Source organism: Mycobacteriales bacterium, from assembly GCA_040902655.1.
Lineage (GTDB): Bacteria > Actinomycetota > Actinomycetes > Mycobacteriales > SCTD01 > SCTD01.
The window spans coordinates 1-11,605 of sequence record JBBDWV010000059.1; the positions used below are offsets into that span (position 1 = coordinate 1).

Annotated in this window: 12 protein-coding genes; all 12 read right to left on the reverse strand. The window is 74.8% G+C overall.

Translation table 11 applies throughout. From position 1 onward, the window contains the following. Window positions 1-77: 77 nt before the first annotated feature. Window positions 78-2,852: a hypothetical protein gene (locus WD794_16985; GenBank protein ID MEX2292008.1), complete on the reverse strand. Its 2,775-nt coding sequence runs from the start codon at window positions 2,850-2,852 to the stop codon at window positions 78-80. A 17-nt stretch (window positions 2,853-2,869) separates the two neighbouring features. Next, window positions 2,870-3,892 (reverse strand): hypothetical protein, encoded by a 1,023-nt coding sequence (locus WD794_16990; protein MEX2292009.1) that lies wholly within the window; start codon window positions 3,890-3,892, stop codon window positions 2,870-2,872. Further along, complete coding sequence (locus WD794_16995) at window positions 3,889-4,479, reverse strand: hypothetical protein (GenBank protein MEX2292010.1); 591 nt, start codon at window positions 4,477-4,479, stop codon at window positions 3,889-3,891. The genes WD794_16990 and WD794_16995 overlap by 4 nt, the downstream gene beginning before the upstream one ends. Before the next feature lie 94 nt (window positions 4,480-4,573). Beyond that, window positions 4,574-5,233, reverse strand: a complete 660-nt coding sequence (locus WD794_17000; GenBank protein ID MEX2292011.1) for a pilus assembly protein TadG-related protein — start codon at window positions 5,231-5,233, stop codon at window positions 4,574-4,576. After that, entirely contained in the window at window positions 5,230-5,643 is a 414-nt protein-coding gene (locus tag WD794_17005) for a TadE family protein (GenBank protein ID MEX2292012.1), read from the reverse strand. The genes WD794_17000 and WD794_17005 overlap by 4 nt, the downstream gene beginning before the upstream one ends. Next, a complete protein-coding gene (locus WD794_17010) occupies window positions 5,640-6,086 on the reverse strand; it encodes a TadE/TadG family type IV pilus assembly protein (GenBank protein ID MEX2292013.1) in 447 nt (148 codons plus the stop codon). The genes WD794_17005 and WD794_17010 overlap by 4 nt, the downstream gene beginning before the upstream one ends. After that, on the reverse strand, window positions 6,074-6,316 hold the full coding sequence (locus WD794_17015; GenBank protein ID MEX2292014.1) for a hypothetical protein: 243 nt from the start codon (window positions 6,314-6,316) through the stop codon (window positions 6,074-6,076). The genes WD794_17010 and WD794_17015 overlap by 13 nt, the downstream gene beginning before the upstream one ends. Before the next feature lie 83 nt (window positions 6,317-6,399). Continuing rightward, entirely contained in the window at window positions 6,400-7,323 is a 924-nt protein-coding gene (locus WD794_17020) for a type II secretion system F family protein (GenBank protein MEX2292015.1), read from the reverse strand. Between the two features lie 2 nt (window positions 7,324-7,325). Further along, the gene (locus WD794_17025) at window positions 7,326-8,204 is read right to left on the reverse strand and encodes a type II secretion system F family protein (GenBank protein MEX2292016.1); all 879 of its coding nucleotides are present in this window, start codon (window positions 8,202-8,204) and stop codon (window positions 7,326-7,328) included. Further along, window positions 8,201-9,520, reverse strand: coding sequence for an ATPase, T2SS/T4P/T4SS family (locus tag WD794_17030; GenBank protein MEX2292017.1), 1,320 nt, complete (start codon window positions 9,518-9,520; stop codon window positions 8,201-8,203). Before WD794_17030 ends, WD794_17025 begins: the two co-directional genes overlap by 4 nt. Beyond that, a complete protein-coding gene (locus tag WD794_17035; GenBank protein MEX2292018.1) occupies window positions 9,517-10,437 on the reverse strand; it encodes a hypothetical protein in 921 nt (306 codons plus the stop codon). Before WD794_17035 ends, WD794_17030 begins: the two co-directional genes overlap by 4 nt. A gap of 19 nt (window positions 10,438-10,456) precedes the next feature. After that, window positions 10,457-11,140 (reverse strand): SAF domain-containing protein, encoded by a 684-nt coding sequence (locus WD794_17040; protein MEX2292019.1) that lies wholly within the window; start codon window positions 11,138-11,140, stop codon window positions 10,457-10,459. Window positions 11,141-11,605 lie beyond the last annotated feature (465 nt).

The window sequence follows — 11,605 nt, forward strand, 5'->3', positions numbered from 1 at the left end:
AGGGATACGAGGCGCAGCGTACGCAGGGCCGCTGCGTCACACAGCCGATCCGCCGGAAATGCCGCAGCTGTCATCCGTCAGGCAGTACCGCGCGCGGCTCCGGGCGCGACCTGCTGCACGAGCGCATCGGTCTCCGGCTCGGCGCGCAGGCCGTGCGCAGCCAGCGCAGTGTAGAGCTCACGCACGACCTGGGCCGCGGGCTCCCCGGGAGCGGTCAGTCGCAGCAGGTCGCGCCACAGCGGCTCCGCCGCCGGCACGAGGGTCAGCCCGGCTCGCAGCAGGCGCACCGCGGCGGGCCGGTCGCCGCGCGCGCCGGCCAGCGAAGCTGCCCGGCGGGCCACCGCGGTTCCGACGACCCGCGCGTCGCGCGCCGAGCGGTGGAAGGACAGTGAGCCGAAGCCCGGGCCGGCGGCGGTGAAGGCCTCGCCCCGGACGGCGCCCAGCGCGCTCTCGAGGGCGGCGTACTCCCCCGGACCGTCGGCGGCGGCACCGGCCTGCAGGAGGTCCCAGTCGGTGTGCACCTCGGAGCTCAGGACGTAGCGGCCGTGTCCGTCGCGGCGCAGCCGGGGCAGGCCGTCCGCCGCGGTGCCGAGCCAGGCCTGCGCCTGCGCCACCGCCGCCGTGAGCACGTCGTCACCGACGCCGCGTGGCCAGACCTCGGCGCGCAGCACGGCCTCGTGCAGCCCGCCGCGGTGCAGCGCAGCGGCGACGACCAGCTCGGTGAGCAGTCCCCGGGCGGCCGGGTCGACCGGCCCCGGGGCCAGCACCTCGACCGGGCCGAGCAGCCGAACCTCGACCGCGGCCGGGCCTTGCGGCAGGACGGCCGGGACGGGCCGGTCGGCCGGAGCGGCAGCGACGGCTGCTCCGGCACCGGCGCCCGTCACCTCCTGCAGGGCGGCCCGCGGGCTGAGCGCGCCGATGGCGGACGAACCGGCGCTCCGCTCGAGATCGGCGTTGCGCAGAGCCTGCAGCAGCGGCAGGTAAGCCTCCCGGGACAGCCGGCGGGCCGCGCCGCGCAGGCCCAGCACGCCGAGGTCGAGCGAGCCGGAGGCGTCGACGGTGAAGCGCCACCGGGCCGCCGCGGACGAACCGACGCAGACCACCGCGAGAGGGGTGCGGCCGCCGGCGACGAGAGCGTGCAGCCGCTCCGCCTCCTCCCCCGTCGGGGGGCCGGACAGGACGACGACCCGCGGGGGCCGCCGGTCCGCGCCGCGCACGGCGCGGCCGGCCAGGACGTCGCCCTCGCCCAGGGACTGCAGCCAGCCCCGGGCCGCCCGGCTCTCGGCCTCCAGCCCGGCCAGCACGTCCGACAGGGTGTCCGCCACCGTCAGGTCGTCCGGGTCGACGGCCGTGAAGTCGTCCCCGAAGCCGACGGCGGTGACGCGCACACCGTCGGACCACAGGTTGGTCGCCAGCTCCACGAGCAGCGACGCCGCAATCTCGCGCGCTACCACCGGGTCACCCTCGAGCGAGACGAGGCCGGGGGCGGCCTCGAGGTCGACGAGGACATCGGTGTGGCCAGACAGCGCGATGCCGGCCAGCGCCGGGTAGGGCGCGGCGACGTCCGGCGCCGGCTCCGGGACGTCCTGCGCCCGCACGGTCCAGCCGCGGCCGTCCGACACCGGTGTCCAGGGGGCCGGTGGCTCCGCCGCCGGACCGACCAGCGACAGCGTGACGTGCTCCTCGTCGCAGTACGCCACCGCGATCTCGGGCAGCGGCCGTGCCGCCGTCGCGCAGCTGTCGGCCAGGCCGCGCAGCGCCCGGTCGAGCAGGCCGGCCCGCTGCGGCGTCGCGGCCAGCCGCAGCTGCTCCTCCGGACCGGCGACCGGCGGGCGGCCGTAGGGTCCGCGCCGGGCGGACAGCGCCACCAGGACGCCCGCGGCCAGCAGGCCGCCGCCGAGCAGGACCCGCTCGGTGGCCGGGCCGGCGGTCGCCTCGACAGCCTGAGCGCCGGCCGGCGCCTCGACAGCCTGCGCCGCGACGGACGGCGCCTGGGCCGTGTCGGCCGCTGCTTCGACGGGGGCCTGCGGGGCCGGCCGCTGCGGCGGCGCGAGCACGGGCGTGCCCACGCCCGGACCACGGGCGTCGGCCGGCATGGTGAGCACCCAGCCGGGGTGGATGAGGTTGGCGTCGACGAGCTTGCGCCCGTCGTCCTGCACCTTGGCCCGGTTCAGCTCGAAGATCTCCCGGTAGCGGAACGGGTCACCGAGGGTGCGCTCGGCGATGTCCCAGAGGCTGTCGTAGCGGCGGCCGGCGGGCGGCTGGACGACATAGGTCTTGGCAGGGCCGGCCGCCGGGGTGGTCACCGGCAGCTGCTCGGGCGCCGCGGCCGGGTCCGCGGTGGGCGCCTGCTGGCTGACGCCCGGGCCGGCCTGCTGGGCGACGCTCGTGCTGATCGCGGCCGGCGCGGCGACCGGTGCGCCGGTCCCGGACGGGACGAGTGTCGCGGCACCGGCCAGCAGCAGCGCGGCGGCCACCAGCCTGCGGGCGAGCAGCTGACTGCCACCGCCCAGCGGCACCTGCGACGCGACACCCCTGTCGCGGCGGGCCGCCCGCCACTCGGTCAGCACACATACCGCGAAGTGCGCCCACACCAGCCAGAGCGCGCCGGCCAGCACCTGCAGGACCGTCCCGGCGGTGATCTGCGCGGTCAGCCACCCTCGATCGGGCAGGCTGGTCGGCAGCGGGTTGCCGACACCCAGCACCAGGGCTGCGGGCACCCCGACCAGCACGACCAGCAGCCCCAGGACGGCCAGGGCGGCGGAGCGCAGCTCGCGGCGCCGCTCGGAGCGGCTCGGCCGGCGGCTCGGCAGCCGGGAGACCGACGGGGGGCTGGCTGTGGCAGTGGCCATCGGGGGGCGTCCTTCGCTCAGCTGACGACGAGGGTCTGGACCTCGGTGACCCGGATCTGGTTGGTGGTGGACTTCTCGTACGGCAGGCCGAGCTTGCGCTTCACGCCATCGCCCTGGTCGTAGTAGATCTGCCAGAAGGCGATGACGACGGCCGGGTAGCGGTCCCCGCTGGTGCCCCCGCCGGCATCCTTGCTGGAGCGCTCGTAGCGGTAGCGGCAGACGGTGGGGTCGCCGTCCGGGTGCTGGTCCAGCGCCTCGGCCGTGGCGAACGACCTCCCGGCCCCGACGCAGTTGATCTCCTTCTCCGGGCGGGCCGGCCCCTCGGGCAGCACCCGCAGGTGCACCAGCTCGGCGTGCATCGTGACGCCACCCACGGTCAGCGGGGGTGTCGCGACGCGGCCGCCCGAACACTGCACCTTTGAGTCGCAGAGCATCGAGAAGGCGACGTCCTGGCCGACCCGCGGCGAGCTGATGGGGCTGGTCTGCACCTGCAGGAAGGGAATCTGACCGCGTCCGGTGATCGACTCCAGAACGGCGCTCTCACTGGCGGTCAGCCGGCGCTCGGTGTCCGGCGCGTGGAAGTCGAACTCGTACGCGAGCCTGGCGGTGGTGCGGCTCACCACGTTTCCGTCGAAGCTCAGGCAGGTGTGCAGCCACCACCGGCCGGGCCCGCTCTGGGACGCGGCGGGCTGGAATCCGTCGGGCAGGTCGGGGTCGTCCCAGCAGAACTCGTCCATCGTGGAGAAGTCGAGGCCGGCGGTGAGCAGGAGGGCGGCCAGGGTGAGGCCCGCACCACCGGGGCCGTCAGAGCAGAGCATCCCGTAGCCCGATGCCGAGCCGTACATCCGGCAGGTCCGAGTCGGTGTGGGTTTCGCCGTGTCGTACTGAGGGGCCGACGTGGACGGTGGCGCCTGGTTCGAGGCCGCCTCGAAGTTGCCGCTGTGGCCGGCCTGTGCCGTGCCGGAGGCGAGCCCGGCGAACAGGGCGGTCGCCAGGGCGGTGGCCAGGATCCGGGACAGCGTCCGGTCGTGCCGGGTCATGCGGCCTCCCCTTGCAGCGGCACGCCGTCGCAGTGGACATCGTGGTTCCCGACCGCCCGGTTGACCTTCCACCGGCCGTCCTCCAGAACCATCTCGAACTGGCCGCCGAGCACTTCTCGCTCCTCGTCGGGCACGCCACCCGGCTTGTCGAGGTCGTAGCCGCTCTCGACCGAGCAGGCGAGCACGTTGCGTGCCGTCGGCGAGACGACCTGCACACCGAGCACGGCGACCGGGTTCGGGCCGGGGTAGTAGCGGCCGATGAGCTGCCCGTAGAGGTCCTGGTGCAGAGCGGCACGACGCTCGGTGCTGGCGGCGACGAAGGCGGGCAGCTCGAGGTTCTTGGCGTTCACCGCGTCGGCGAGCGCCGCGAGATAGGCCCGCAGCCCCTGCACCGCCGGATCCCCCTCGAACGGCGACAGCGGCTCCGGGGTCGGCGAGGGCGAGGGGGACGGCGACGGTTCCACCGAGGGGGCGGCCGTCACCAGATCCTTCGCGACCGGGGCAGTGGTGCGCGGTGCGTCGCCGCTGCAGCCGGAGACGGCCAGCAGCATCAGGCAGAGCGTGACCGCGCCGGCGCCTCGCTTCACGGCCGGCCCTCCGATCCACATCCTGCGCGACGCGACAGCGTCCTCGCCGCGCACGGAGGATACGCCTCCGCCGCAGCTCTGGTGCCTCGACGGATCACGTACCGGCCTCCGGAGTCGGCTCGGGAGTGGGGCTGGGCGAAGCCAGCAGGTCTGTCGGCGACGGTATGGGGGTCGGCGAGGGAGACGGCGGCGTCGGCAGGGGCTCCGGAAAGGCCGAGACCTCGACCGGAGGCGGCAGCCCGGGCGGCGTCGCCGGCAGGAAGTCGACCGGCGGCGGGCTGCTGTCCAGATCCTGCGGGTCCACCCCTTCGTACGGCCGGGCGCGGCCCTCGCCGGAGGCCCGCAGCGTCTGCACTCCGACGATGCCGAGCAGCGACGCAGCGATCTCCAGCCGCACGAAGACCACCACGAGCAGGCGGCGCGGATCGTCGGAGGCGACCTCGCGCAACGGCGGGCGGTACGCGCACTCGAGCACGCCGCCGCCGAGGTTCTGGTCGTCGTCGGCCAGGATCTGGGCGCAGTAGCCGTCCACGCGGGCCCGCACGACAGCCTCGTCGAGCTCGAGCACCGCCTGCCCCGGGCGGATCGCGCCGGCGCCCGCGCGGGCCGCCTCCTCGGCGTACGCGACCGCTCGGCCGCGGGCGTTGAGCAGCCGCGAGGCGTCGATGACCAGCCCGCCGAGCAGCAGCAGAATGAACCCGAACACCGGCACGATCGGCGCGAGCGCGCCGGCGTCGCCGTGCAGCCGCCTCACCGCACGCCCCGGTTCGGGTCCAGCGGGCTGGTGAACGACGAGGACGCCTCCACCGTGCCGGGCACCCCCGGCAGCAGGTCACCCAGCGGGTAGCGGCAGGTCGTCTCGACGGTGATCGCGTAGCCGCCCTCGAAGACGCCCTGCAGGGCGACCGCGAGCGTGTCCAGGCACGCCGTGGCCCCCGCCGGCAGGCTGCTGCGGACGGCCCGCTCGGCGACCTGCTGCGCCTCGGCGGCGCTGCGGGCCTGGCTGGCGCTGCGGGCGGCGTCCCGGGTGCCGGCCTCCATCGTGCCGTTCATCTGGGCCACCCGGCCGTAGCCGTACAGCAGCGACAGCATCGCGAACAGCAGCGGCATGACGAAGGCGAGCTCGACGGCCATCGAGCCGGCCTCCCCCCGGGTCCGGGTCACGGCCGCTCGTCGCCCTCGAAGCGCTCGATCTCGCCGAACACCCGCTGCGTGACGCGCAGGTCCAGCCCGGGGACGAGCGTGATCACGCTGCCCTGCACCGTCACCGACACCTTGCCCTCGTCCGCGTCGTACGTCGTCGTGGCCTCCGGGTCGAGCAGCGTCTCGCGGCCGACGGTCACGGCGTAGGCCTCCACGGCGGTCTGCACGTCGGCCCGGATGCTGTCGGAGATCGCCTCGGTCTGCGCCAGCCGGAGCTTGCTGACGCCCTCGCGGGCCGCCTGCTCGGCGACCGCCCGGCCGTAGAAGTACAGCCCGGCCTGAATGGAGAAGAAGATGAACAGCAGCAGGCCGGGTGCCACGAAGGTGAGCTCCAGCGCGCTGGCCCCCCGATCACCCCGCAGCCGCCGGGAGCGTGCGCGGGGGGCGCCTGCTACGGCGCACACTGCGCGGAGCCGATGGGCTGGTTCGCGCAGTTGTCGAGCTGGGTGCTCTTGGTGTCGACGATGTTGTAGATGACCGCACCGATCACCGAGGCCGCGACGACGACGATCGCCGCGATGATCGCGAACTCCAGCGCCGAGGCGCCGGCGTCGCGGGCGCCGCGACCGACCCGCCGCGTGGTGCGACCGGTGAGGGTGGCCAGGGCGGCGAGGGCGGTGTGCAGAGCGGTCATCAGGAGCTCCTTCGGAGTCCGTCGGCTGACGGACGATGCGCGGTACGGGTCGTGAACGCGTGGTGGACATAGTGCCTGCCGGGTCATACGCCGACCAGCCTTTCCATGGCCGGGAAAGCCAGGAAGAGCAGGAAGGCCGAACAGATGAGCAGCTGCGCGACGAGCATCGACTGGGACCGCTCCCCGGCCTCGCCCTCGCTCTCGGCCATCTCCTTGCGCCGCAGGGTGGCGGCGCGGGCCGACAACGAGGAGCGGATCTTGGCGCCGTCGTCGGCGGCCAGGCCGAGTGCGCCGGCCAGGTCACGCAGCTCGTCGAGACCGAGCTCGTCGCCCAGCTCCCCGAGGGCCTGCCAGGGCGTGTTGCCCATCAGCCGGGCGTTCGCGAGGGCCTGCCGGATCCGGATGACGGCCCAGTGGTCGCTGATGCTGGAGGCGGCCAGCAGGGCCTCCGGCAGGCCCCGGCCGCCGGCCAGGTTCATCGCGACGAGGTCGAGGAAGACACCGACGACCCGGCGGAAGTCACGCCGGCGGCGGTCCGCCTCCCCTCTCAGCGCGAGGTCGGGCAGGAAGAAGCCGAAGGCGCCGAAGACCAGCGCGGCCAGCAGCGGCGCCCCGCCGGGCAGCGGCACCCCCGCCGTACGCAGCGTGGAGTACAGGATCGGCGCGAGCAGGAAGAAGGCCAGCCCGAGCACGATCTTGGTGGCGAGAAAGGAGCCGACCGTCTTGTTGAGGACGGCCAGGTCCTTGCGCACCCGGCCGAGTTGCCAGCCGCGCTCGGCGGCGGTCGCCTCCAGCCGGTCGCTGAGGACCTGCATGCTGTTGCGGGCCGCACCCGACAGCCCCTGCTGCAGCTCGAGCGCCGTGGCGGTGTGCGGCCGCAGCGAACGCGCGCCGCCGTCGATCCGGGCGACCAGCGCGGCCACGCCCGGGCGCGGGCGCAGGAAGACCCGGAGCAGGGCGTAGAGGCCGGCTCCGGCGACGGCGCCGGCGAGCAGCGAGGCGGTCATCGCTACACCTGCGCCGGGACCCGCGCCGGGTGACCCGCGCCGAGGATCCGCTCGACCTGCGACGGCCTGGCCAGCCGGCGCAGCCACAGCAGCCCGGCCAGGAACAGCAGGCACACGATCAGCAGCACGAACTGGCCGAGCACGCCGTTGTAGGACGCGACGTACTCGCGGTTCAGCAGCGCCATCGCCCCGGCGACGGACAGCACGATGCCCAGGATGAGCCGCACGCTGCGGCGCACGCTGCGGCGGCTGGCCTCGACCCGCCGGCGCATGTCGAGCTCCTCGCGGGTGCTGGTCGCCAGCGCGGTGAGCACGTCCCGCAGGCCCGGGCCGCGCAGCCGGGCATTGAGGACGAGGGCGGCGACGACGGTGTCGGCGCTCGGGTCGTCGAGGTCCTCCGCGAAGGCGAGCAGCGCGTCCGGCAGCGGCTCGCGGATGCGCAGCCGGTCCACCAGCAGGTTGAGCGGCGGGCGCAGCACCGCGGGGGTCGCCTCGACGCTGGACGGGATGGCCTGCTCCAGGCCGACCGCGCCGGCGATGGTGTCGCGCAGCGACTCGGTCCAGACGGCCAGACCCTCCAGCCGCAGGATCGCCAGGCGCTCCTCCCCGCCGCCGCCGGCGATGCGGTCCCAGTGCGCAACGAGCAGGCCGACAGCGGCAGCCGCCACCGGCCAGCGGGTGACCGCGAGGACGAGCAGGCCGGTGCCGACCGCGGCGCCGAGCCGGGTGGGCAGCGCCCCGTTGTTGCTCTGCACGCTGCGGCGCCACAGGCTCGGCGAGCCAGGGTCGCGCAGGGGCACCCCGCGCACCGCCAGGACGAGCAGCAGCAGGCCGCCGCCGATCGCGCCGCCGGCCAGCAGCGCCGGGAGCAGCTCCGTCACGACGACCACCGGGCGCGCAGGTCCGGCTCCCAGCCGGCAGCGACCAGGTCGTCGACACACTCGACCGGTGCGTACGCCACCGCCCGCCCGTCGGTGCCCGGGGCGTAGACCTCGCTGGACAGCACCCGGCCGTCGACACCGGTCACCTCGCGGACACTCTCGACGAGGCGGGCCAGGCCGCCGCCCTCGCTGTAGGTGTTCCGCTTGCGCAGGAAGATGACGAAGTTGATGGCGCCGGCGATGAGCATGTGGGTCGCCTCGACCGGGAGGTTCTCCGCGGACTGCAGCGCGTACGTGCTGATCCGGTTGAAGACCTCCAGCGAGCTGTTCGCGTGGATGGTGGACAGCGAGCCGTCGTTGCCCTGACTCATCGCGTTGAGCATCGTCACGATCTCGTCGCCCAGGACCTCGCCGACGATGACGCGGCTGGGGTTCATCCGCAGGCTGCGACGGACCAGCTCGGCCATGCCGACCCCACCGAGGCCCTCGCTGTTGGGCAGCCGCTCCTCGAACGACACGACGTTCGGGTGCAGCTCGGGGAACTGGTCCAGCCCGAGCTCGAGCGCGCGCTCGACCGTGATCAGACGCTCGTGGGAGGGGATCTCGTTCGCCAGCGCGCGCAGCAGGGTGGTCTTGCCGGAGTTCGTCGAGCCGGCGATCATCACGTTCTTGCGGGCCCGGACGGCGGCCTTCAGGAAGCCGGCCAGGTCGGCGCTCATCGTCCCGGAGCCGACCAGGTCGTCGAGGAAGACCTTGCCCAGCCGGCTGCGCCGGATGCTGATGGACGGCCGCTGACACACCCCCATCACCGCCGACATGCGCGAGCCGTCCGGCAGGCGCAGGTCCAGCTGCGGGTTCGCGGAATCGAACGGGCGGCTGGACAGCCCGACGTTCGCGGCCAGCACCTGCACCAGTTCGATCAGGTCCTCGTCGGACTCGGCGACCGGCTCGTGCAGGACCTCGCTGCCGTCGCTGTAGCCGACGTAGACCTGGTCGTAGCCGTTGATGTCGATGTTCTCGACCTCGGGGTGCTCGAGCAGCGGCTGGAGCCGGCCGACGCCGAACAGGGCCGCGTGCACGGCGGCCGCCGTGGACTCCTCCTCCTCCGGGGTCTGCGGGACCCGGCCCTCGCTGATCTCCCGCCGTGCGTGGTCCTCGAGCACCTGGACGATCAGGCTCCGGGCGTACTGGCGCTCGTCCTCGACCGTCATCGCGGCACGGCCGGCGGTCTCGTCGCGACGCCGCTGGGAGTTCAGCCGCTCGGCGACCTCGGCGCGCAGCCGACGGACCAGGACGTGGTCGGCGGCGGTGCTCATGTGGCTCCCGTCGGTGTCCGCCGCGGCAGCAGGCTGCGACCGCGGGAGCCGGCCCGCCGCCCGGGCGCGGCGTGCCCGGCCGGGGCCGGAGCGGCCGGCGTGGCTTCTTGGCCATCTGTCCCGGGCTCGGGGTGGGGCAGCGCCGGTCCCTGCCCGCGGCGCTCGCGCCGGACGGCGGCGACAAGCTCGTCGACCATCGCCCGCCCGGACCGCACGAGCAGCGTCCGCTCCGGCCGGGAGACCTCGAAACCCTCGAACACGGCGGCGCCGGCGGGATCGTGGGCCAGCCGCCCGAACACGTCCAGGCCCGGCAGGTCCCGCGAGAGAACGCCGGCGGCGCCCTCGGCGTCGCGCCCGCTCGGGCGCTCGGCGACCAGGACCAGCCCGACCCGGGGGCGGTGCCCGTCGGGTCCGACGAGGGAGGGTTGCAGCCCGGCCAGCCGGTCGCGGGCGTGCACCACGCCGCTGACGTCCGGCCTCAGCACGCAGACGACGACGTCGGCCCGCTGCAGCAACGGCAGGTGCACCGACTGGTGCGAGACGCGCCCGCAGTCGACGAGCACGTCCCGGTCCGCGGTGCGGGCAAAGGCATCCGCCAGGTTGGTCCACAGGTGACTCGCCGCGCCGGCCTGCCCGGGCGCCGACAGGCCGGCGATGGCCTCCACGCCGCCGCGCAGGACCTGCGCGTGCTCGGGCAGCGTCGCGGGCTGCATCTCCCGCCGGGCCAACGGCAGCAGGCTCAGCAGCCCGCGTGACCGGTCCACCGGCGCGCCGTCGGCACGCCGCAGCCGCAGCGCGACGTCGCCGCCCTCGGTGTCGGCGTCCACCAGCAGCACCGGCTCGGGCCAGAGCGCCGCGGCCAGCAGGGCCGTGGTGGTGGTGCCCGGTGAACCCTTGGCGGAGAGAAAGGCGATCACGCCCATGTGCCGGGGCCCATCACTCGGTCCGGAAGTCGACGGCCGGCAGGGTCTCCGGAGCCAGCCGCGTGACGGCGATGCTGTTGGTCGCGGCGGCGCCGACGATCGCCGTCGCCGCACTCTCCGGCACGAGCAGCGACAGCCGCAGGGCGTCGCCACCGCCCGAGGTCCCGATCTCGGCGACCCGCACGGCGGAGGCCAGCACCGTGCCGGTGGTGACGCCACTGGTGTCGCGCGGGACGAGGAAGACCCGTACGACGTCGCCGGCGCGCAACTCCACGGCCGGCCGCTGCGAGGCCGACAGCACCACGCCGACCACCACCGACCGCAGGGGGACGACGCCGGAGGCGGACAGGAACATGCTGCGGTTCAGGAGCGTCCCGGCCGGGATGCGCGTGGTGGCGCTGGTGCCCACGAAGTTCTGGGCAGCGGCAGCCTCGATCGTCGCCGCGCCGGTGGCGGCGACGCGGGCGACGCCGAAGTCCGCAGCGGTCACGACCGCCCCGATCTCGATGTCGACGCGGGCCACGAGCACGTCGACCCGGTCACCGCTGCGGTAGGCGATCAGGGCGCTGGTCAGCGCGCCACCGAGCACGAGCAGCAGCGCCAGCGCCGCCAGGGCGGGCCGGCGGTCCCGAACCGGCGCCGGCAGCCGCCCGCGGCCCTCGGCGCTCAACGGCCGAGCCGGAGCCGTGGCGGTCATTCATCTCCTCGGTGCGGGCAACGGGCGACAGCGCCGCCCCGCCGGCAAGCGTAGGCGGCGCCGGTCGTGAACCGACCAACGACGCAGTCCCGTGCAGGGAACGGACGACACGGCACATTGCTCCTCGTCACGGCGAGGTTCACCCGCGCGGCGCAGGGCTTCTCCACGGGCGACGGCTCCCGGGCCACCCGGGTCACGCGAGGCCTCGCGCGGCGGCGGCGGAAGCTTGTGCCGGCAGACAGACAGGACGTCCGGCTTCACTCTCCCCTGACGGTGACTTCGGTGCCGTACGGCAGCGGTGCCGCCGCGCCTGGCGGCTCGGCGACACCGAGCTGCTCCTTCCTGGTGAGGCAGGCACGGCCGAGGCGCAGGATCGGATCCGTTTACCAGGAGGAGCTGATCCGGGTGCGTCAGAAGGGTGCGGGCTCCTCGCTGGGGTCGGGTCCGGTGATCTGTTGCACCTGT

Coding starts and splice junctions, on each gene's coding strand:
- WD794_17015 (MEX2292014.1), bottom strand. CDS start 6,316: ATGACCGCTCTGCACACCGCCCTCGCCGCCCTGGCCACCCTCACCGGT.
- WD794_16985 (MEX2292008.1), bottom strand. CDS start 2,852: ATGGCCACTGCCACAGCCAGCCCCCCGTCGGTCTCCCGGCTGCCGAGC.
- WD794_17030 (MEX2292017.1), bottom strand. CDS start 9,520: ATGAGCACCGCCGCCGACCACGTCCTGGTCCGTCGGCTGCGCGCCGAG.
- WD794_17040 (MEX2292019.1), bottom strand. CDS start 11,140: ATGACCGCCACGGCTCCGGCTCGGCCGTTGAGCGCCGAGGGCCGCGGG.
- WD794_17020 (MEX2292015.1), bottom strand. CDS start 7,323: ATGACCGCCTCGCTGCTCGCCGGCGCCGTCGCCGGAGCCGGCCTCTAC.
- WD794_16990 (MEX2292009.1), bottom strand. CDS start 3,892: ATGACCCGGCACGACCGGACGCTGTCCCGGATCCTGGCCACCGCCCTG.